This window comes from Pseudomonas sp. NPDC086278 (assembly GCF_050280905.1).
Lineage (GTDB): Bacteria > Pseudomonadota > Gammaproteobacteria > Pseudomonadales > Pseudomonadaceae > Aquipseudomonas.
Genome location: NZ_JBNNWE010000083.1, coordinates 1 through 19,773, shown reverse-complemented (window position 1 = coordinate 19,773; position 19,773 = coordinate 1). Strand labels below are relative to the sequence as shown.

Here is a 19,773-nt window from a genome sequence, read left to right as displayed (position 1 = left end):
CGGGGGGTGGTGAGGTGATCCTAATCACCCGGCGTCAACGCCGTGAGTAACAAAGCCGTCGCGAATCCCGGCATCGGCGGCGTCATCCAGCGCCGCACCCGACCGCGACCGAACGACTGCACTTTGCCGGCTGCGGCCAGCGCTTCGAGCGTTCGTTGCACGGAGCGCTGGCTGGTATTGAGCGCCAACCCCAGTGCCGAACTCGACCACGATTCACCGTCCGCCAGAAACGCGAGCAGCGCGGCTTGCGGCTCTTCGACTAACCGCGCCAGAACCACAACGTCGTCACCCATCCGCGATTCCAGGGCAAAACCGCGCGGGGTGGCGGTGATACCGGCCAATGGCTGGAGCGCCACACGCAGCCGGCCGATCTCAACGCGTAGCCGGGCGCGATGCGACTCGTCCGTCAGTTTCAAACGAAAAGCCTTGGCGATAAGCGTTTCCCTCGCCACATCGGCGGGCCAGGCTTCGGCCAGCGTGCGCGCCAGGGTGAAGAGCACCGGACGCTTGGCCAGGGCAACCGACATCCCGGCGCCGCGCACGCCGTACCGACAGGCGTCCACCACCAGTGACCTGGACGCCAGCAGCGCTTCAACGTCGTCCAGCAATAGCGGTTGTGCTTCGCCACGGGTAAGCAGCCGCGCAGCGGGCGCGTTGAGCAGGCGTGCGGCGCTTTCGACCTCGGCGGTCAGCGCGGGGATACCGGCGAGGTCCGCCGCGCGTTCGGCCCTTTCCAGTGCGGCCCGGGCCTTTTTTGTTTCGAGCCGGCGCAGTGCAATCCCGATCACCACCAGTTCATGAGCGGCCCGCAGCGCCGGCGGCAAGGGCGCCGGATCCCGCTCGGCAAGCAGCCTTTCAACTTCCTCCAACTGCCCGATCAGCAACAAACGCCGGATCTGCAAGTAGCGCGCGTGGGCCGCGTTGACCCGATCACCATGGGCTTGCAGTGTCACGCGCGCGGTTTCGAGCGCCTTTACCGGCCACCCCAGTTCACGCGACGCCAAGGCGATTTCGGCCTCGGCGACCACGCACCGCGCCCGGGACACCGGCTCTTTCGGACCAAAGGCTCGCGCTGCCCGCTGCACCAGCGCCTTGGCCCGCGGCAGATCGCCCAGTTGCGCCATGGCAATGCCGCGCAACGCGAGCGCCGGTGCATCGTCGCGCAGGGCGACCCGGTTCAATGCCCCCAGCGGATCACCCGCCGCCAGCGCTCGGGCCGCCGCCGTGATCAGCGAATCCATGTGAATCGCGCCACAGGTGTCACTCCACTGAGGAACAGGTGCGAATGAGTCTATCTCACGAGCGTCCTTGTACCCATTCACGCGGGCTGAACCCGGTTTTACGACGAAACGCCCGGGCCAGCGCCGACGGGCTTTCATAGCCGACCTCATCGGCGATCAGCGCAATCGACTTGCCTTCGCGCAAGCGTTTTTGCGCCAGGCTGATCCGCCAGCTCACCAGGTAATCGACCGGTGTCTGCCCCACTACCTGGCGAAAATACTCGGCAAAACTGGCCCGGGACATGTTCGCCGCCGCCGACAACTCGGCCACGGTCCAGGCCTTGGCGGGCGCGCCATGCATCAGGCTCATCGGCCGCGACAGCCGCGCATCGGCGAGGCCGGCCATCATGCCCGGACTCTGATCGCGACTGCTCAACAGGTGCCGCAACAGTTGAATCACCAGCAACTCGAATAACCGGTCCATCATCGCTTCGCGCCCGCACGTGCTGCCAAAAGCCTCGTTGAACAACCACTGCAGGTTGCCGGCCATCGTCGGCAAACTGTTCAGTTCGAGCACCAGGTAATCGGGCAATGCGGCCGCCAGGGCATTGCCCGCACCGCCATCGAAATCCAGCGAGGCGCACACCAGTTGCGTGTTCGCGGCTTCATTGGCGAACAGGCGATGGCGGTAAGGTCGGGGAAAGAACACCAGCGTCGGTTCGCTGAGCTGCACCTCCGGCCGATCCGCCAGTTTCAGGGTCAACTCACCCGCTTGCAGCAGGTGCAGATGACCACCGGCCTGATCGCCATCAAAGACCGCCGAGCCGCAAAAACTGCCGCTGTGGAAGGTGCCGGCGCTGACGCCAAAGTGAGTGAGCAACGTGGACAAGCGATCCATAAAAACGACTCCAGCGCCAAATCTGGACGATCTGTCGCATATCCTCGACGATTTGCACCCTTGACGCCAGCGCCGACCCTTAACATCAACGCCGTACCCAGCGCACAACGCGCTTGCATCTACGGAGTCTGACCCATGAGCCGCATCACCGCCCTGAGCCTCGAAAACGCCACCGACGCTACCCGCCCGCTGCTGGAAGGCGTGCAGAAAAAAATCGGCTTCTTGCCCAACGTCTTCAAAACACTCGCCCACGCCCCCGCCGTGCTGGCGGCCTACTTGCAACACTCGGCAGCCTTGAGCAAGACATCGTTGAGCGCCACTGAAAAAGAAGCGGTGTTCCTCGCCACCTCTCAAGCGAACGGTTGCGACTATTGCCTGGCGGCGCACACGCTGTTTGCCGGCAAGGCCGGGTTGTCGGCGCAAGACATTCTCGATGCGCGCAGCGGCCAGCTAAATGCCTATGCCGCCCTCGCCCGGCAAGTCACCGAAAGCCGTGGCCACCTGAGCAACGAACAGATCGACGCCGCACGCGCAGCCGGGATCAACGACGCCAAAATCATCGAGGTCGTTGCCCACGTGGCGTCGCAGACCCTGACCAACTACCTCAACAACCTGGCGCTGACCGACATCGACTTTCCTGCCATCGACGCCTGAACCCGGCGTGCAACGTGAGGAGAAACAACCATGAACACCGTGACCGTCTACACCACCGACACCTGCCCTTACTGCCGTAACGCCAAGGCGCTGTTGGCCAGCAAAGGCATCGTGCCCCATGAAATCAATGTCCAGTCGTCCCCTGGCAAATTCCAGGAAATGCTCAACCGCAGCGGCCGACGCAGCGTGCCGCAGATATTCATCGGTGACACCCATGTAGGCGGCTTCGACGACCTGGCGAAACTCGACCGGCAAGGTGGCCTGTTGTCGATGCTGGCTTGAATCGCACGCATAAAAATCCCGCTCACGTGAGCGGGATTTTTTTATGCGCAAAACGATTTACGCGATGGGAATCAACGGATCAGCAGCCGCCCAGGCGATTTCACGATTGGCCGCCGGAGGATAAATCCACACCGTGTTGATCTGGGTCTTCAGCGCCTTGCCTTCTTCTTTCACCAACTTGACCTGACGATCCCAACCCTCGGTGTATACCGCGCCCCAACCGCCCAAATCCAGACAGGTCACGTACTTCGGCTGGCTATACGGCGTCGGGTCAACGCCAAGGAGGTGCGCCGCAACGTTGTTGCCGGCATAACGCCCCAACATGATCGCGTGCTGGCAGGTCATCATCGCGTGGTTGCCAATCTCGTCGGACGCCGCGTAAGCCACGTCGCCGGTGGCGTAAATGTCGTCCTGGCCGATGACTTTCAGGTTCGCGTCGACATGCAGACGGCCGAGGTAATCGCGCTCACCAGGGATCTGTTCGGTCAGCGCGCTGGCCCGCACGCCGGTGGTCCAGATCACGGTGCTGGCGTCAATGCGTTGACCGTCAGCCAACGTAACGCCGTGCTCATCGACCGCCACCACCGACGACCTCAAGCGCCAGTCCACACCCAGCTCGGTGCTGGCCTGGGCGATGGACTGGCTGATTTCGGCGCCCATCGAAGCGCCGATCTTTTCGCCACGGTCGACGATGATCACGTTGATGTCAGCGCGATCACCCAAAATGGCGCGCAGACGCGCAGGCATTTCAGTCGCCGTTTCGATCCCGGTGAAACCACCGCCGGCCACTACGACCGTGTTACGCGCCGGGCTTTCTGGCTGGTTGGCCAAGGATTTCAGGTGATTTTCCAGACGGATGGCTTGCTCGATCTGATCGACGTCGAAGGCGTGCTCGGCGACACCCGGAGTGTTCGACAATGCCAGGCCACTGCCGGTGGCCAGAACGAGTTTGTCGTAGCTGCAAGTCTGCAGAACGCCTGCGGCATCCCTGTAGCCCACGCTTTTTTGCTCGACGTCGATGGTCTCTGCCGCGCCTTTGATGAACGTGACGCCCACCGCGTCAAACAGCTCGCCGAGGGGCGCCGCCAGTTGATGCGCGTTGGGTTCGTAAAAGCGCGGACGTACGCGCAGCTCGGCATGGGGCGCCAGCACGGTGACCTCGACGTCGTTGTGATCGTGAAGATTGAACAGGCGGGTGGCGCTGATTGCCGTCCACATGCCACCGAAACCTGCGCCAATGACCAAAATATGCTGCTTCATTGTTTTCACTCTCAGGAAGACCAAGGACTGAACTCGTTGCCGAGCTAACAACGGCGACTATAGTTATCCAAGTTACAGCGCGCAACACCCGTCCATCGATGACCACTATTGCCAAATCCGATCCCTGCAACAATTTTGGATAAGCTCTGATCTATAAGCCTGAAAGACGCAAAACAGAAAAAAACGCCAAGAGCGACGCGTTGCACCACTGACGAACGGCTGATAACATTGGCGACTCATTCAGTCGGAGATATCAATGTCTCTTTACAGCGCAGGCGTTGAATACGGCATTCATTGCCTGATTTTTTTGGTAGGCGATTACGGCGACAGCCGTGAGGCGAGCGTGCGCGACCTCGCGGAGCTGCAAGGCGTACCGCTGGATTATTTGGCGAAGATCTTCACCAAACTGGCCAAAGCCAAACTGGTGGTCGCCACTGAAGGCGTGCGTGGAGGTTTCAAGCTTGCCAGGCCGGCGGACGAAATCAGCGTGCTGGACATCGTGAACGCCATCGACGGCCAGAAGCTGATTTTCGATTGCCGCGAGATTCGCGGTCGTTGCGCGCTCTTCGACGGTTCCCCGCCGGAGTGGGCGCTGGACGGTCAGTGCTCGGTGCACGCGGTAATGATGACTGCGCAAAAACGCATGGAAGAAGCCTTGGCCCAACAGACCATCCTTGACCTGGCCCGACGTGTCGGGCGCAAAGCCCCGGCCGAATTCAACGAGCAAGTGAACAGCTGGATGAACGATCGTCGGGAAAAGAAAACCGGTGCCAGTGCGCAGACCGGCGACGAGCAGATCATTCCGGTGACTGTTATCGGCGACTGACGATTTCGCCTATGGGCAAAACTCAGGCGAGCGCTCTATGATTGGGGCCCATGACGACCTCTGCTCCGATCCGCTCACCCTGCCCGCCCGGCGCCTGCAATTGCGGGCGTGACCCGTTGCTGGAGACACCGGGGGCCGACGTGCGCATCCTGCTTCTGACGCGCCAGGAAGAAAAACGCCTGCTGGATCGACTGGAAAACCTGCAAAGCCTCGCCGACCTCGAACGCCTGCAACAGCGGATGTACGAGCAACTCGGGATCCGCGTCGAGATCGTCCCCAGCTTCAACGAAGTGCGGACCATGCGTGGCATCGGCATCAACCTCGGCGAACTCCCCGGCCTGTGCCGCAAAACCCGCCAGGCGATCCCGGCGGCGATTCGCCGGGGTTTGGAAAAACGCCCGGAAATCGCCTACGACATTCTCAACGCCAACGACCTGTTGCGCGACGCGTAAGGTTGACCTACCGCACCTTGCGCAACAAAAAGTGCGACAACGCCGGAATCAACACCAACGCCCCGACCATGTTCCAGATGAACATGAACGTCAGCAGGATGCCCATGTCGGCCTGGAACTTGATCGGCGACCAGGCCCAGGTGATCACGCCCGCCGCCAGGGTAATGCCGACCAGCGCCACCACTTTGCCGGTGAACGCCACCGCGTTGCGATAGGCCTCGGTCAGCGACAACCCGGCACGTTGTTGCGCCAGTTGCACGCTCAGCAGGTACAGCGCGTAATCCACGCCGATGCCCACGCCGAGGGCAATCACCGGCAATGTAGCGACTTTGACGCCCATGCCGAGCCAGACCATCAAGGCTTCGCAAAGGATCGACGTCAGCATCAGCGGCACCACCGCCACCACCACCGCGCGCCAGCTGCGGAAGGTGATGAAGCACAGCACAATCACTGCGCCGTACACATACAGCAGCATCGTGCGGTTGGCGTCGCGCACCACGATGTTGGTTGCCGCTTCAATCCCGGCGCTGCCGGCGGCGAGCATGAATTGGCGCTCGCCGTTGCTGTGTTCGCGGGCGAAGGTTTCGGCGACGGCGACCACACGGTCGAGGGTTTCGGCCTTGTGGTCCGAGAGGTACGCGACGATCGGCATCATCGAACAATCGTTGTTGAACAGATCCGGGCTGCTGACCGACGCTTGCTGCGCGCCGTAGTTCAGCACGTTCTGGTTGCGGGCGATGGTCAGCCACTTCGGGTTGCCTTCGTAGGAACCGGCCGTGATCTGCCGCACCGCATTGACCAGCGACACGGTGGTTTGCACGCCCGGTTGCTGCTGCAACAGCCAGCCGAGACGGTCGGCTTCCACCAGGCTTTGGTATTTCAGGCAGCCTTCGCTGGGGGTCTTGAGCATGATCGCGAACTGGTCGCTGGACAGCGAATAGTTGGCGGTGATGTAGGCGTTGTCGCGGTTGTAACGCGAGTCGGAACGCAGTTCCGGCGCACCGGGGTCGAGGTCGCCGATCTTCAGGTGATGGCTGACGACAAGCCCGCCCACCGCCAACAGGCCCGCAACGCTCACCGCGATGGTCGCCCAGCGGCGCTCGGTGAATTTGTCGAGGAAACTCCAGACCGCGCCGATGCCCTTGCCGCGCAGCTCCTGATTTTCGGCGCGCAGGCTACGCTCGGCGGCTTTGCGGCTGACGCCCCAGTAGGACAGCAACACCGGCAGCAGCACCAGGTTGGTGAAGATCAGCACCGCGACGCCGATGCTGGCGGTGATCGCCAGGTCCTGGATCACTGGAATGTCGATCAGCATCAACACCGCGAACCCCACGGCATCGGCCAGTAACGCCGTCAGCCCGGCGAGAAACAAGCGGCGGAAGGTGTAACGGGCGGCAACCAGTTGATGGGTGCCGCGCCCGACGTCCTGCATGATCCCGTTCATCTTTTGTGCGCCGTGGGACACACCGATGGCGAACACCAGGAACGGCACCAGAATCGAGAACGGGTCCAGCGCAAAACCGAACAGCGCAACCAGTCCAAGCTGCCAGACCACGGCGATGACCGAACAAAGAATCACCAGCGCGGTACTGCGCACGCAACGGGTGAAGTAGAAAATGATCGCCGTGGCAATCAGCGCGGCAACGCCGAAATACAGCATCACCTGCATCAGGCCGTCGAGCAGGTCGCCGACCAGTTTGGCGAAGCCGATCACCCGAATCTTGATCGGGCCTTTGCCCTCTTCGCCCGTCACCCGAACACTGCCGGCGAACTCATATTTGTCGCGCAGTTTCTCTTCGAGGGTGTTCGAAAACTGGTGGTAGTCGATGCCTTGCCCGGTAACCGGGTCTTTCTCCAGCAGCGGCACGAAGATCATGCTCGACTTGAAGTTGTTACCGATCAGGCTGCCGACGATGCCCGAACGGGCGATGTTCTGGCGCAACTGCTGCACGCTTTGCGCCGAGCCGTCATAGGAATCGGGCATCACCGGGCCACCCTGAAAGCCTTCCTCGGTGACTTCGGTCCAGCGCACCGCCGGCGTCCACAGCGACTTCATCCACGCCCGATCCACGCCCGGCGTCACGAACAGTTCGTCGTTGATTTCCTTCAGGGCATCCAGATAGTGCGGGTCGAAAATATCGCCGTTGCTGCTCTCCACCACCACCCGCACCGCATTGCCGAGACCGCGCAAGGCCTGGCGATTGTCCAGGTAGTTTTTGATGAAGGGCTGGCTCTGCGGGATCATCTTTTCGAAGCTGGCATTGAGCGTCAGCCGGGTCGTGGCGAAGAAGCTCAGGGCAATCGTCACCAGCAGGCAGACCAGCACCACGCCCAGGCGGTTATTGAAAATCAGCCGTTCCAGGGCGTTACCGGAGCGCGCGTCGAAGCCCTTGAGCTCGCGGACGATCGGCATTGTTTCGAGTTCGTGGTGACCCATCATGGTGTTCTCTTTGTAATGCCCGGCTTATTCGAGGGGTAACTGCCGCAAGCCACGGGTGCCGGCGAGCACCAGTGAACCAGCGGTCGCCACCTGTGCGGCGGCCACGGGTGCCAGTGCGGTATTGGGTTGCATCCGGAAACTGGCACCGTCGTCGCTGCTGACCAATACATGGCCGGCCTGGCTGACCAGCACGATCCGGCCATCAGCCGTGACCGAGCTGGCGGTGATGCTCAGGGGCAAGCCGAGTTCGACTTTGCTCCAGTTCACGCCGCTGTCGGTGCTGCGAAAAACATTGCCGCGCAGGCCGAAAACCAGAGTCGCACCAGGCTTGCCGGTGATACCGAAAAAGCTGCCGTTGTACGGGGTTGGCGTCGCGTTGAATCGACCGCTCGCGCGATCCAGCTTCAGCACCAGGCCTTGCTCACCGACGATGAACACATCGTCACCCACTGGCCGCAGCGCGTAGAGGTTAAGCGCGCTGGGGTTGTCGGTGCGGTCCAGCAACGGCGTCCAGTGACGGCCGCCATCGTCGGTGCGGAAAATCAGGTTGAAGGCGCCGACGATGTAGCCCACCTGATCGCTTTCGAACCAGACATCGAGGAAGGGTTTATCGGCGCCCTCCTCGACCATGCGCTGTGCTTCGCTAACCCGCGCTTGCAGGGCTTCATCTGCCGGTTGGCTGGCGAGTTGCTGTTGGTAGTAATCAAGCATGATCGGGCCGACCTGGCGCCCGTCCAGTTGCCGGGTCCAGGTCTGGCCAGCGTCATTGCTGTGCAGCACCACGCCATCGTGGCCCACCGCCCAGCCTTGTCGCGGCGTCGGAAAGTGCACGGCGACCAGGTCCGAACTGACCGGCACCGAGGCCTGCTGCCAATGTTGGCCAGCGTCATCGGAATAGAGAATGTGCCCACCCTGGCCCACGGCGACCAGACGTTCACCGGCCCGAGTGAGCCCGGTCAGTGTCGATTGGGCAGCCAGAGCACTGGGCAGCGCAGGCGAGTCGAGCACGTCGACAAATTCGCCGGCAATCACCGGGCGGGTGAACGGCACGGCCATGGCAGAGGCCAATGCGGCCAGCAGAAACCACTTGATCATCGTCATTATTATTATCTCGGGTGCACACCACGATTCCCTTGTGGGAGCGGGCTTGCTCGCGAAAGCGGCATGTCAGTCGACATCAGTTTTGCCTGGCACAACGCCTTCGCGAGCAAGCCCGCTCCCACATTGGAGTGCGTGGGGGTTAACGGATGCCGGTGCCGGCCAGCGACTCGGCCGACCACTGCGCCTTCGTCAGCGGATCGATGTACTTCAAGCCACCGTAAGGACCGTAGAAACCGTTGACGTTGTAGGCACCGGAAATCAGGTCGTAGGTCATGTGGTTGATCGTGTCCGGCGCCTTAACGTCGTAGCTGTAGGTCAGGTGGGCGAAACCGCCACGGTAGAGCTGACCACGGGCGTCATATTCGTCGGAAGCCAAAGCGATCCAGCTGTCCTCGTCGAGGTAGAACGTACGCTTGCTGTAGATGTGGCGTTTGCCCGGTTTGAGCGTGGCTTCCACCACCCACACCCGGTGCAGTTCCCAGCGCATCAGGTCCGGATTGACGTGGTTGGCCTTCATCACGTCGGTCGCGTCTTTGTGGTAGCTCAGCTTGTAGGTGTTGTACGGCACATACATTTCTTTCTTGCCGACCAGCTTGAAGTCGTAACGGTCCATCGCGCCGTTGAACACGAAAGCATCGTCATAGGTCGCGGCGCCGACAGTACCGGGGTTCGGCGTGTCATAGGCGAGGTCCGGTGCCAGCTTCACTCGACGTTGTCCCGGCAGGTACTGCCAGGCGCGACGCGGTTGTTGCAATGGGTTGACCGAGTCCATCAGCAGCAGCGCTTCACCGGCACGACGGGCCGGGCCGGTGTAGGTCAGCTTGATCTTGTAATACGTTTCATCGGACGTCACCGGACCCGCTGGGCGCGTCGGGGCAAAGAGCGGGTATTCGATGTTGAACACACCCGTGGAACTCAACGAAGCAGTACCGGAGGAGTCAACGTTCCACGAGTCGTACTTGTTGGTCATTGCCACGCCTTGATAGCGCTGCAAGTGGTTCCACATGGCTTCGTAGCCGTCAGCGGGGATCGGGAACGGTACGCCCGGCAGGGAGTTTTCCAGCGCCAGGCCGCCATCGGTGGTCTTGGCCGTCACGGCGTTTTTCGCGGTGTTGGCCAAGACGGCCTGAGGCATGGCGACGCTGCGATGCGTCGGGTACACGTCGAGGCGATAGGTCGGATAGCGAGTGAGCAGTGCCTGGGTGGTCGCGGTGAGTTTGTCTTTCTGCGCGGCGAGCTCTTTGCCGGTAATGACCAGACGCGGCTTTTCAGCGCCGTACGGGTCCGGGCGGAATGAGTCGCCGGCTTTGAAATCGGCCGGAACGGTCGTCAGGCCACCGGTGTAAGCGGGGATGCTGCCGTCGGCGTTGGCGGCTGTTTCAGCCCCCACGGCGGTCAGGCTGGTGCCCAGTTTTGCGGCTTGATCGGCGCTGACCGCCGCGTGGGCGGAACTTGCCACGGCCAGCGCCAGCGCGGTGGCCATTACTGATTTGATGAAATTCATGGGTGTCTCCTGTTAACGCACCGCTCTTGGGTCAGAGGGTGGTTTTGAATGTGAGCGCGACCATGCCGCGATCCTTGAGCTGTGCCGGAATACCGGCAAACGAGGTGGCCTGGCCGGGAACACAGTTGTATTGGCCATTGGCGCCGGGAACAGCACCATCGCCATGGGCCGCCGCGTTGCCGGCAGAGCCGCAGGTGTCGAAGTCGCCGAAGTTATCGACGTACTTCAGATCGAAGCGGTACTGGGTACGCACATCCATGCCGACCCCGACCGAATAGCTGCCGGTGCCTTTGTTGCCGCCCAGTTGCACGGAGGACTGGCCTGCCAGGCCGACGTTGTAGCTGACCGGCAGGAACATATCGATGCCGGGGAAAACCTGGTACCAGGTCGGGGTGAAGTTCATCCCCATGATGTAGTTGTCTTTGGTGACCTTATCGATGCCCTTGTACCAGTCATCGCCCTTGAACAACTGCTGGTTGTCGGTCACGTCCAGCCAGCGGCTGTACGCCACTTCCACCAGTAACGGTGCCGTGTCCCACACCGCCGTCGGGCCGAAGGTGGTCAAGCCATTGAGCACCGCGTGCACGGTGTTGCCGCGCGCGACACCGTTTTCGCCATTGAAGCTGCTGATGACACCCGGCTGCCCCGCCGCTGCCGGCGAAGGATTGACGGTGGCCGGCACGCTGGACAACGGCATGTTGTGGCGATAGTTGACGTCCAGCCCGAAGCTGACACCGGCAATGTTTTTGGCGAGGCTGATGCCGTAGATGTCGATGTCATCCACGTAGAACTGGTTGTAGCTGCCAGCGTTGCCGGAAATCAGTTGCGGAACGCCGACGGCGGTCGGTTGCAGGGCAATGTTGGGCAGCATGTCGGAGGTTTTGCGGTAGTAGAAACCCAGCGTGCCGTCCAGCCACGCCGGGCTCCACTTGGCCATCAGGCCGAAGTCACCGCTCTGGTCCGGGGTAAAGGTGTGGCCGTTGTCGAGCCGCAGAAACTGATTCGCACCCACCGGCCCGGGCCGGCCGAAAAACGGGTTGGCGCCACCGATCAGCGACAGGTTATGGCCACCGTTCTGAATGCCGTCGTTGAAACCCAGGTAAGTGCCGGACTCGGGGATACGCGAGGCGTCCCAACCGAAAAAGTACTGCGCCGCCAGGGTCAACTCGGAATTGACGGTGAAGCTGGTCGACAACTGTTTACGCGGAATGAACAGCTCTTTGGATTCGGTGCCGGGTACGGTCAGCGCTTTGGTCAGGTCGAGGCCGGCCTGGCCGTAACTGTTGCCGTGCGCGAACGCCAGAATGCTTTCGCCCCAGTAGACGTTGTGCTTGCCCAGCTTGGCGCTGAGCAGCGACTCGTCGCCGATCTCGGTGCTGCCGAACACAAAGGCGTCGAGAATCTCGGAGGACGGGCCGTTGTAATAACGGTCGACGTAGCCGCTCTGGTGGCTGGAATCCGGCTTGCCGTCATTCAGCTGGTTGGTCGATGGGTTGGCGCTGCCCGTGTCTTGATAGGCATGGTCGTACCAGCTGTTGGCGCTGACGCGAAAGCCCATCTGTTTTTTGTACACCACGTCCATTTCCGACAGCACATCGAGGCGCTGGGAAACCGCGCTGCCCGACGAAAAATTACGGTCGCCGTCGTTGCTGTTCCAGGTGTTGGCCAGCTTGCTGTTCGGCGCCTCGACCCGTTGCGCGTAGTTGAGCTTCACCGTGTTGTCGAAGCGCACCGTCAGGTCATCATTACCCGTGTTGAATTCAAACGCGTAGACAGGACTGATGCCCAGCCCGGCGAGAACCGCCGAGGCCAGAAGTCCACGTCGCAGATTGGGGTGGCAGATCTTATTGTTGTTATTCATCTAGCGTGCTCGCCTTGGCTGATTCAAGAACATGCGACCGCCGGCGTGCCACTAGGCTGGGCGCTGGCCGGTTCGGTCGAGCCTGTTGTATCGCGAGCGGCAGGTGGGTTGCCGGTCAATTGGGCCAAATCATCGGTCAGCGCAATTTACGGCCAGAATTATGCGGGGCTTGTGTGGAACTTCTGTGGGAGCTTATGTGGGAGCGGGCTTGCTTGCGAAAGCGGTGACTCAGGCGACATCGATGCTGGATGTGCCGGCCCCTTCGCGAGCAAGCCCGCTCCCACATGGACCGAGACGCATACAAATATTGAGTTCAGCCGCTCCCACAGGGGCTGGGATTGTGGCTGGCGAGGTTGAACGCCTCAGATCTGCTGACGGAAATCCGTGGGTGACAATCCCGTCCAGCGTTTGAAGGCGCGGGTGAAATTGCTGGTATCGCTGAAGCCCAGCAGAAAGGTGATTTCGGTCACCGGGCGCGAGGCCTGGCTCAGGTAACTGCACGCCAGTTCCTTGCGGGTGTCATCGAGCAATTGCTGGAAATGCGTGCCGCGCTGGGACAGTTTCAGCTGCAGTTTGGTCGGGCTCATGCACAACGCACTGGCGACCTTCTCGCGACTGCAGTCACCGTCCGGGAGAAACTCGATGATCTTCTGGGTCACGCCGGTGATCACATCGCTTTTATCCAGCCGCGCCAGGTAGCTGATGATGATGTTGTCGTTGACCTGGGCCAGTTCCGGGCAGGAGCCGCTCAGTGCCTGCAGCATGTCCGCCTTGTCGAAGACCAGCAGGCTGCTTGCCTGCCCGAACAATACCGGGGCCCTGAACAACGCCTCATACGGACCGGGGCCTTCGTGGGGGACGGGCCGGCACAATTCTACGCGCAGCGGTTTGAATTCCTGTTTGTACAGCAAGCGCATCGTGCGAATCAGAAAGCCGAAAAACGCATCTTCGGTTTCGCTGCTGAGTTCAAGCAAGTGGTCGAAGCGCATCAACACCTGCTCGCCAGTCTGCTCGAGATTGGCCTTGGCCACCTGCGAAACCAGGCGGAAATAGCGCTCCAGGCGCCGACAGAAATCCATCAGCGTGCCGCTCGCCGCCAGCGAATAACCCAAGGCATGCAAATGGGTCAGGTGAATGTGCTTGGCCACGGTCAGGCCGAAATACGGGTTGTTGGTCACATCCACGCAGGCGCGATAAAGCTTGGTCATGGTCGCGGCCGGCAGGCGGGTCATCGGGTCGGTGGAGACGTCCAGCGGAATGCCCATGGCGGTGAAAATCCGTTTGCTGTCCACGCCACTGGCGTCCAGCGCCCGCGCGATGGCCACGGTGTAGCTGCCGATCGTGGTGGGCTGCAAGGCGTCTTCACGCAACGAGGTGTCGGTGCCGGGCGCCGGTATTTTTGAGCTGGGCAATTCCGAATCTGACATGTGCCTGCCTGTTAAGGGTGTGAACGCGGATGGTCGCCGCAGGTCAGGCATCGGTCAATGACCCGCCGGGCCTGTGCTCAGGATATTCCGGTGCTTGGCGTGTTCGTCACCTGTCGCGCTGACCTTCGAATTCATTCAATTGACCGGTGATGTCCGGGGGTTCTGCCCACAATGCCTTCAAGTTGTGCAGCGAATAACAAGAGAAGACCCCATGAACGAGAACACGCAATTTGATTACATCGTAGTTGGCGCGGGCGCTGCCGGCTGCGTGGTTGCCAGTCGCTTGTCGGAAGATTCGAACATTTCGGTCTGCCTGCTCGAAGCCGGCGGCCCGGACTCGAACCCGCTGGTGCACATGCCGGCGGGCGTTGCGGCGATGGTGCCGACCTCGATCAACAACTGGCAGTACCAGACGGTGACTCAGACAGGGTTGAATGGCCGGGTCGGTTATCAGCCACGGGGCAAGACCCTGGGCGGCAGTTCTTCGATCAATGCCATGGCTTATCACCGCGGTCACCCGCACGACTTCGACCAGTGGGCGGCCTTGGGCAACCCTGGCTGGAGCTATCAGGACATACTGCCGTTCTTCAAGCGCGCCGAGCACAACGAAAACTTCACCGACCCGTTGCACGGCCAGCACGGCCCGCTGAACGTGCGCTTTCATTCGTCACCCAATCCGTTTGGCGAAACCTTTGTCGAGGCCGGCGTCCAGGCGGGTTATCCGGCGTGCCCGGACCAGAATGGCGCGACCATGGAAGGCTTCGGCCGGGTGCAAGTGATGCAAAAGGATGGGCAGCGTTGCAGCGCGGCCCGCGCCTACCTGACGCCCAACCGCCAGCGGCCGAACCTGAGCATTGAAACCCACGCCCACGCCACCCGCATCCTGTTCGACGGCAAGCGCGCGGTGGGTGTCGAGTTCCTGCAAAACGGCGTCAAGCGCACCTTGCGCGCCCGCCACGAGCTGATCGTCAGTTCCGGCGCATTCAACTCGCCGCAGTTATTGCTGCTGTCCGGTGTGGGGCCGGTGGGTGAGCTGCTGAAATTCGACATCCCCGTGGTGCATGAACTGCCCGGTGTCGGACAAAACCTGGTGGATCACATCGACTACGTGCACTCCTATCGCGTCAAATCCCGTCAGTTGATCGGGTTGTCGCTGGCCGGTGTGTGGGACATCGCCAGAGCCGCATTCGGTTACTGGCGCCACCGCAAAGGTCCGTTGACCAGCAACTTTGCCGAGGCCTGCGCCTTCGTCAAGACCGACCCGCAACTGCCCCAGGCAGACATCGAACTGGCCCTGACCATCGCCATGTTTGCCGACCATGGGCGCACGCTGTATCGCGGCCACGGCTTGAGCGTGCATGCCTGCCTGCTACACCCTAAAAGCGTCGGCAAACTGAGCCTCGCCAGCGCCGACCCGATGGTGCCACCGCTGATCGATCCGGCGTTCCTGACCCATCCTGATGACATCAAGACCTTGATCGAAGGCTACCGTGTCATTCAGAAAGTCATGGCCACCCCGGCCTTCAAAGCGCTCTGCCCTCGGGATGTGATCGATTCGCCGATGAGCACCGATGCCGAAATCGAACAGGTACTGCGCGACCGTTCCGACACGCTTTATCACCCGGTGGGCACTTGCAAAATGGGCACCGATGCCATGGCGGTGGTCGATCCGCGACTGAAGGTGCACGGACTGGAAGGCTTGCGTGTGGTCGACGCGTCGATCATGCCGACTATCATTGGCTGTAGCACCACCGCGGCCACGGTGATGATCGGCGAAAAAGCCGCCGACTTTATCCGCCAGGACCGCGCGGCCAGCGCCGCCCACACGCAAAAGGACGACCATGAACCGAGCGCCGCTTGTCACCACGCCTGAATTGCTGACGGTGACCGCCGTCGTCGAACTCGCCACCGGGGTAGCCCTGCTGTTCATCCCCGGCCTGGTCGGCAGCGTGCTGCTGGGAATCGCCGGCACCGAGTTGACCAACCTGTTTGCGCGATGCTTCGGGGTTGCCTTGATTGCGCTCGGAATCGCTTGTTGGCCAAAACCTGTCACCAGCGCGGCCGTTCGCGCGATGTGGGTTTACAACGGGGCGATTGCGCTGTACCTGGCCTACATCGGCGCGTTCATCAACAGCGGTCCCTTGTTGTGGCCAGCGGTGGCGTTTCACGCCGTGATGACCTTTCTGCTGCTGCGCCGATAACCCCAATCTACTGCGAGACCAGGATCAATGTGGGAGCAGGCTTGCTCGCGAAGGCGGTGTGTCAGTCGACAGCGATATCGACTGACACGGCCTCTTCGCGAGCAAGCCCGCTCCCACACTGGGCGGTGGACTTCCTGCGGATCACCGATCAACCCGCAATGACCTGCCCCGCGTCGCCCGTCATGCCAGATTGAACCCCCAATCCATTGATCCAAAGGAGTACTCGCATGGGCGTATTGGACGGCGTGCGTATCGTCGAAATTGCCGGTATTGGGCCGGGCCCGTTCTGCGGCATGTTGCTGGCGGACATGGGCGCTGAAGTGATCCTGGTGGAACGTGCCGGCAAAGGCGCCGACATGCTCGACCTGGGCAAACACGCCATCGTCAATCGCGGCAAACAATCGATCGCCCTGGACCTCAAGGACCCCGAGGCCATCGAAGCGGTATTGCGCCTGATCGAGGGCGCCGACGCCCTGATCGAAGGCATGCGCCCCGGCGTCATGGAGCGCCTGGGGCTGGGCCCCGACGTCTGCCTGGCGCGCAATCCGCGACTGGTTTACGGGCGCATGACCGGCTGGGGCCAACAAGGCCCATTAGCCCAGGCCGCCGGCCACGACCTGAATTACATCGCCCTGTCCGGCGCCTTATGGTTCAGCGGCGAAGCCGGACAGCCGCCCATGGCGCCACCGACGCTGGTGGGCGATCTGGGCGGTGGTGCGCTGTACCTGGCGCTGGGCATTCTCGCCGGGATCATCAATGCCAGTACCAACGGTGTCGGCCAAGTGGTGGACGCGGCGATTGTCGATGGCAGCGCCAACCTGATGAACCTGCTGCTGTCGGCCCATGCGGCCGGGCAACAGCCGCTAGAACGCGGTCGCGGCTTGCTCGACGGCGCCCATTGGGGCCGCACTTACGCCTGCGCCGATGGCCTGTTCGTCAGCGTGCAAGCCCTTGAACCGCAGTTCAACGCTTTGCTGTTCAGCAAACTGGGGCTGGGTGATGATCCCGACTTCAAAAAGCCCTACGATCCACGCCTGTGGGGCCCGTTGCGCGAACGACTGGCGACGGTGTTCGCCAGCCAGCCCCGTCAGCACTGGATAGACCTGCTGGAAGGCAGCGACGCGTGCTTCGCCCCGGTACTGACGCCGGCCGAGGCAATGACGCATTCGCACATGGCCGAACGCGGCGTGTATTCGCGTGCAGAAGGTGTGTTGCAAGCCGCGCCAGCGCCACGATTTTCGACCACCCCTTCGCATGCCGGCGCAGTGCCCACCCGTGGCGAGCACACGGCTCAGATCCTGCGCAAGGCAGGGTTGAGCGAAGCCCTGATCGAACGATTGCAGACCCGCTAAACACACCACCCCCCTGTGGGAGCGGGCTTGCCCGCGAAAGCGGCGGATCAGTCGATATTGATGTGACTGATGTACCGCTTTCGCGAGCAAGCCCGCTCCCACAGGGGGATTGCGGTGCTCAACCTTTCTGCGCCGCCCCTACTTCTTCAGAAACACCGCCACCGGGCTGTCCTCGCGCAATGCGTAACAGGTGTTGAGCAGCTTGCCCGCGGCATCACGGTAAACCTCGGCATCGGCCGCCGTGCGCGGCGCGACCATGGCGCGGGCCATGGGAATGGTCTGAAACGCCGTGGTGGCAATCGGCAGCAGCAACTCGGTCAAATGCACGCAACCGCCAGTCCCGCCGAGCCCTGGCATTCCACCGTGCGCCGATGAATCAACCGACGGCCGCACTCCTCGCTCGTCATTCAAACCACCTGCTTGCGGCGACGGCGACGCCATACCAGCGCGCCCACCACCAACAGCAGCACCGCGATCACCGGCGGCGCGGCAGCCTTGAGCTTGGGCACGACCACATGCTTCAGGGCATACAGTTGCCCCTGGTGCATGTAGTCGTAACCGACCGGCATCGGCAACACGCCGTTGACCCTGGCGTATTCGGCGTAGTCGGCCTGCATGCTGATAAACCGCTCGGGCATCTGCTGTTGCAGGTCGTCGACTTCACCGGGGTCGGTGACGATGTTGTAGAGGTGCCATTGCTCGTTGCCCACGGGTTTGAGGCTTTTCACCAGTTTGTAATCACCCTTGAACAACGCCGCACTGCCGGACAGCTCATAACCAATGGCTTGATCTTCGGGATGGACACGGTCCGTCGTGCCTTTAAGCACCGGCACCAGACTGCTGCCGATCATCGGCTCTACCGCCCGGCCCTGATATTCACCGCTGTGCGCCGGGACGCCGGCCACGTCGAGCAAGGTCGGGACAATGTCGGTGACATGGGTGAACGCCTTGATAATCCGGTCGGCTTGCATGTTCGGCACGCCGGAGACAATCAACGGCGTGCGCAACCCGCCCTCGCCGGCGAAGAACTTGTAGCCGCTCAAGGGCGAGGCGGCGGCGCTGGCCCAGCTCGGGCCGATACTGGTGAAGGCGCCCTTGCTGCCCAGGCGATCCAGTTGGCGGGTGTAGTTCATCTCCAGCCACAAACGGATCGCCGGAATCGCGTAAGGGTCGGTGGGCTCGCTGCCGTTGTCGGAGAGGAACACAAACACCGTGTTGTCATACTCGCCGGTGGCCTTGAGGTGCGCGATCAGGCGGCCGATTTCCCGGTCCATGGTTTCGCCCATGCCGGCGTAAACCTCCATGCGCCGCGCCTCATAGCGTTTTTCGTCGGGCGTGAGCGCGTCCCAGTCAGCGGTGCTGGCCATGGTTTGCATACGGGTTTCGGCGGGGATCAACCCCAGCGCCACGGCACGATCGCGACGCGCCTGGCGCAACGTCGTCCAGCCCTGGTCATAGCGGCCACGGTACTTGTCGATGACGTCTTTGGGCGCCTGGACCGGAACGTGGTTGGCCTGAAATCCCAGGTAGGCGAAGAACGGCTGGCCGTCCGGGCGATTCGCGGCGATGTACTCCATGGCTTTGTCGACGATAAAGGTCGAGGAGTAGTAATCCTTGGGCAGGTGCGCCGGTTGGCCGTTCTCGAACCACGCGGCCTTGTCATACAGCGGTGCGTAAGGCCGCTCTTCCCAATTGTCGGAGCCGCTGTCGGCCTGGATGAACGAACGCTCGAAGCCACGGTTGTCGGGCAAGGTGTCGGCGGTTTTGCCCAAGTGCCATTTGCCGGTGATGTAGGTGTGGTAACCCGCGTCCCTGAGCTGCGTTGCCACGGTGATCGCGTTGTCGTTGAGCACACCGCTGTAACCGGGTTTGCCCAGGTGTTCGTCGGGCATGGTTTCCGGCATGTTGCCGACGCCATTGCGATGGTTGTCGACGCCGGTCAACAGCATCGAGCGCGTGGGCGAACAGGACGCGGTCACGTGGAAATCGGAAAAGCGCACCCCTTCGCGGGCCAGGGTGTCGATGTTGGGCGTGGCGATTTCGCTGCCGAAGGAACCGACATCGCTGTAACCCCAATCGTCGGCCACCAGCACCACGATGTTCGGACGTTTTGGGCCAGCGAGGCACTGGGTGCCGAAGGCCAGGCAACACAGGGCGATTACCAAAAATCTGAACGGGATCATCGAAGTCCTTGTTCCCATTGTGGGAGCAACTGTCTTAACCCTGCCATTCGTCACCGCCATTCGGTGCCGTCGCGCAGCATGGCATTCAGCCGGATCAACAGTATCCGCATGC

17 protein-coding genes are annotated in these 19,773 nt (G+C 61.9%); 7 read left to right on the top strand and 10 right to left on the bottom strand.

Annotation, left to right across the window (positions count from 1 at the left end; translation table 11 throughout):
- Window positions 1–20 precede the first annotated feature (20 nt).
- Both ACQKP4_RS22065 and ACQKP4_RS22060 read right to left on the bottom strand, forming a co-directional pair.
- On the bottom strand, window positions 21–1,241 hold the full coding sequence (locus tag ACQKP4_RS22065; protein ID WP_427635721.1) for a helix-turn-helix domain-containing protein: 1,221 nt from the start codon (window positions 1,239–1,241) through the stop codon (window positions 21–23).
- A 55-nt stretch (window positions 1,242–1,296) separates the two neighbouring features.
- Window positions 1,297–2,118, bottom strand: a complete 822-nt coding sequence (locus ACQKP4_RS22060) for an AraC family transcriptional regulator (protein ID WP_427635720.1) — start codon at window positions 2,116–2,118, stop codon at window positions 1,297–1,299.
- Window positions 2,119–2,253: 135 nt separating this feature from the next.
- Here ACQKP4_RS22060 and ACQKP4_RS22055 point away from each other — a divergent pair, with 135 nt between their 5' ends.
- Window positions 2,254–2,772 (top strand): carboxymuconolactone decarboxylase family protein, encoded by a 519-nt coding sequence (locus ACQKP4_RS22055; RefSeq protein WP_427635719.1) that lies wholly within the window; start codon window positions 2,254–2,256, stop codon window positions 2,770–2,772.
- 30 nt (window positions 2,773–2,802) lie between these two features.
- Window positions 2,803–3,054 carry a glutaredoxin 3 gene (gene grxC, locus ACQKP4_RS22050; protein WP_427635718.1) on the top strand — a complete coding sequence of 84 codons (252 nt, stop codon included), beginning with the start codon at window positions 2,803–2,805 and terminating at the stop codon, window positions 3,052–3,054.
- A 57-nt stretch (window positions 3,055–3,111) separates the two neighbouring features.
- Here the strand turns inward: grxC and ACQKP4_RS22045 are convergent, their stop codons facing one another.
- Entirely contained in the window at window positions 3,112–4,314 is a 1,203-nt protein-coding gene (locus ACQKP4_RS22045; RefSeq protein WP_427635717.1) for an NAD(P)/FAD-dependent oxidoreductase, read from the bottom strand.
- Window positions 4,315–4,570: 256 nt separating this feature from the next.
- Between ACQKP4_RS22045 and ACQKP4_RS22040 the strand changes: the two genes are divergently transcribed.
- The gene (locus tag ACQKP4_RS22040) at window positions 4,571–5,140 is read left to right on the top strand and encodes an RrF2 family transcriptional regulator (RefSeq protein WP_427635716.1); all 570 of its coding nucleotides are present in this window, start codon (window positions 4,571–4,573) and stop codon (window positions 5,138–5,140) included.
- 50 nt (window positions 5,141–5,190) lie between these two features.
- The gene (locus ACQKP4_RS22035; protein WP_427635715.1) at window positions 5,191–5,592 is read left to right on the top strand and encodes a hypothetical protein; all 402 of its coding nucleotides are present in this window, start codon (window positions 5,191–5,193) and stop codon (window positions 5,590–5,592) included.
- A 7-nt stretch (window positions 5,593–5,599) separates the two neighbouring features.
- Here the strand turns inward: ACQKP4_RS22035 and ACQKP4_RS22030 are convergent, their stop codons facing one another.
- The 5 genes from ACQKP4_RS22030 to ACQKP4_RS22010 form a co-directional block, all read right to left on the bottom strand.
- Window positions 5,600–8,029: an efflux RND transporter permease subunit gene (locus tag ACQKP4_RS22030; RefSeq protein ID WP_427635730.1), complete on the bottom strand. Its 2,430-nt coding sequence runs from the start codon at window positions 8,027–8,029 to the stop codon at window positions 5,600–5,602.
- A gap of 27 nt (window positions 8,030–8,056) precedes the next feature.
- Window positions 8,057–9,133: a WD40/YVTN/BNR-like repeat-containing protein gene (locus ACQKP4_RS22025; RefSeq protein WP_427635714.1), complete on the bottom strand. Its 1,077-nt coding sequence runs from the start codon at window positions 9,131–9,133 to the stop codon at window positions 8,057–8,059.
- 139 nt (window positions 9,134–9,272) lie between these two features.
- On the bottom strand, window positions 9,273–10,637 hold the full coding sequence (locus ACQKP4_RS22020) for a DUF1329 domain-containing protein (protein WP_427635713.1): 1,365 nt from the start codon (window positions 10,635–10,637) through the stop codon (window positions 9,273–9,275).
- Between the two features lie 31 nt (window positions 10,638–10,668).
- Window positions 10,669–12,498: a DUF1302 domain-containing protein gene (locus tag ACQKP4_RS22015; RefSeq protein ID WP_427635712.1), complete on the bottom strand. Its 1,830-nt coding sequence runs from the start codon at window positions 12,496–12,498 to the stop codon at window positions 10,669–10,671.
- Window positions 12,499–12,860: 362 nt separating this feature from the next.
- A complete protein-coding gene (locus ACQKP4_RS22010; protein WP_427635711.1) occupies window positions 12,861–13,925 on the bottom strand; it encodes an AraC family transcriptional regulator in 1,065 nt (354 codons plus the stop codon).
- A gap of 211 nt (window positions 13,926–14,136) precedes the next feature.
- Here ACQKP4_RS22010 and ACQKP4_RS22005 point away from each other — a divergent pair, with 211 nt between their 5' ends.
- The 3 genes from ACQKP4_RS22005 (at window position 14,137) to ACQKP4_RS21995 (ending at window position 17,478) form a co-directional block, all read left to right on the top strand.
- Window positions 14,137–15,798 carry a GMC family oxidoreductase gene (locus ACQKP4_RS22005; protein WP_427635710.1) on the top strand — a complete coding sequence of 554 codons (1,662 nt, stop codon included), beginning with the start codon at window positions 14,137–14,139 and terminating at the stop codon, window positions 15,796–15,798.
- The gene (locus ACQKP4_RS22000) at window positions 15,767–16,126 is read left to right on the top strand and encodes a hypothetical protein (RefSeq protein WP_427635709.1); all 360 of its coding nucleotides are present in this window, start codon (window positions 15,767–15,769) and stop codon (window positions 16,124–16,126) included. The genes ACQKP4_RS22005 and ACQKP4_RS22000 overlap by 32 nt, the downstream gene beginning before the upstream one ends.
- Before the next feature lie 227 nt (window positions 16,127–16,353).
- Window positions 16,354–17,478 (top strand): CaiB/BaiF CoA transferase family protein, encoded by a 1,125-nt coding sequence (locus ACQKP4_RS21995; protein ID WP_427635708.1) that lies wholly within the window; start codon window positions 16,354–16,356, stop codon window positions 17,476–17,478.
- Between the two features lie 138 nt (window positions 17,479–17,616).
- On the opposite strand, the gene ACQKP4_RS21990 is transcribed toward ACQKP4_RS21995, so the two are convergent.
- Both ACQKP4_RS21990 and ACQKP4_RS21985 read right to left on the bottom strand, forming a co-directional pair.
- Window positions 17,617–17,835 (bottom strand): hypothetical protein, encoded by a 219-nt coding sequence (locus ACQKP4_RS21990; protein WP_427635707.1) that lies wholly within the window; start codon window positions 17,833–17,835, stop codon window positions 17,617–17,619.
- A gap of 50 nt (window positions 17,836–17,885) precedes the next feature.
- Window positions 17,886–19,661, bottom strand: coding sequence for an arylsulfatase (locus ACQKP4_RS21985; protein ID WP_427635706.1), 1,776 nt, complete (start codon window positions 19,659–19,661; stop codon window positions 17,886–17,888).
- Between the last annotated feature and the right edge of the window lie 112 nt (window positions 19,662–19,773).

Excerpts from the sequence above, each read along its gene's own strand:
- ACQKP4_RS22065 (WP_427635721.1), bottom strand. The coding sequence starts at position 1,241 with ATGGATTCGCTGATCACGGCGGCGGCCCGAGCGCTGGCGGCGGGTGAT.
- ACQKP4_RS22060 (WP_427635720.1), bottom strand. The coding sequence starts at position 2,118 with ATGGATCGCTTGTCCACGTTGCTCACTCACTTTGGCGTCAGCGCCGGC.
- ACQKP4_RS22055 (WP_427635719.1), top strand. The coding sequence starts at position 2,254 with ATGAGCCGCATCACCGCCCTGAGCCTCGAAAACGCCACCGACGCTACC.
- grxC (WP_427635718.1), top strand. The coding sequence starts at position 2,803 with ATGAACACCGTGACCGTCTACACCACCGACACCTGCCCTTACTGCCGT.
- ACQKP4_RS22045 (WP_427635717.1), bottom strand. The coding sequence starts at position 4,314 with ATGAAGCAGCATATTTTGGTCATTGGCGCAGGTTTCGGTGGCATGTGG.
- ACQKP4_RS22040 (WP_427635716.1), top strand. The coding sequence starts at position 4,571 with ATGTCTCTTTACAGCGCAGGCGTTGAATACGGCATTCATTGCCTGATT.
- ACQKP4_RS22035 (WP_427635715.1), top strand. The coding sequence starts at position 5,191 with ATGACGACCTCTGCTCCGATCCGCTCACCCTGCCCGCCCGGCGCCTGC.
- ACQKP4_RS22030 (WP_427635730.1), bottom strand. The coding sequence starts at position 8,029 with ATGGGTCACCACGAACTCGAAACAATGCCGATCGTCCGCGAGCTCAAG.
- ACQKP4_RS22025 (WP_427635714.1), bottom strand. The coding sequence starts at position 9,133 with ATGACGATGATCAAGTGGTTTCTGCTGGCCGCATTGGCCTCTGCCATG.
- ACQKP4_RS22020 (WP_427635713.1), bottom strand. The coding sequence starts at position 10,637 with ATGAATTTCATCAAATCAGTAATGGCCACCGCGCTGGCGCTGGCCGTG.
- ACQKP4_RS22015 (WP_427635712.1), bottom strand. The coding sequence starts at position 12,498 with ATGAATAACAACAATAAGATCTGCCACCCCAATCTGCGACGTGGACTT.
- ACQKP4_RS22010 (WP_427635711.1), bottom strand. The coding sequence starts at position 13,925 with ATGTCAGATTCGGAATTGCCCAGCTCAAAAATACCGGCGCCCGGCACC.
- ACQKP4_RS22005 (WP_427635710.1), top strand. The coding sequence starts at position 14,137 with ATGAACGAGAACACGCAATTTGATTACATCGTAGTTGGCGCGGGCGCT.
- ACQKP4_RS22000 (WP_427635709.1), top strand. The coding sequence starts at position 15,767 with ATGAACCGAGCGCCGCTTGTCACCACGCCTGAATTGCTGACGGTGACC.
- ACQKP4_RS21995 (WP_427635708.1), top strand. The coding sequence starts at position 16,354 with ATGGGCGTATTGGACGGCGTGCGTATCGTCGAAATTGCCGGTATTGGG.
- ACQKP4_RS21990 (WP_427635707.1), bottom strand. The coding sequence starts at position 17,835 with ATGCCAGGGCTCGGCGGGACTGGCGGTTGCGTGCATTTGACCGAGTTG.
- ACQKP4_RS21985 (WP_427635706.1), bottom strand. The coding sequence starts at position 19,661 with ATGATCCCGTTCAGATTTTTGGTAATCGCCCTGTGTTGCCTGGCCTTC.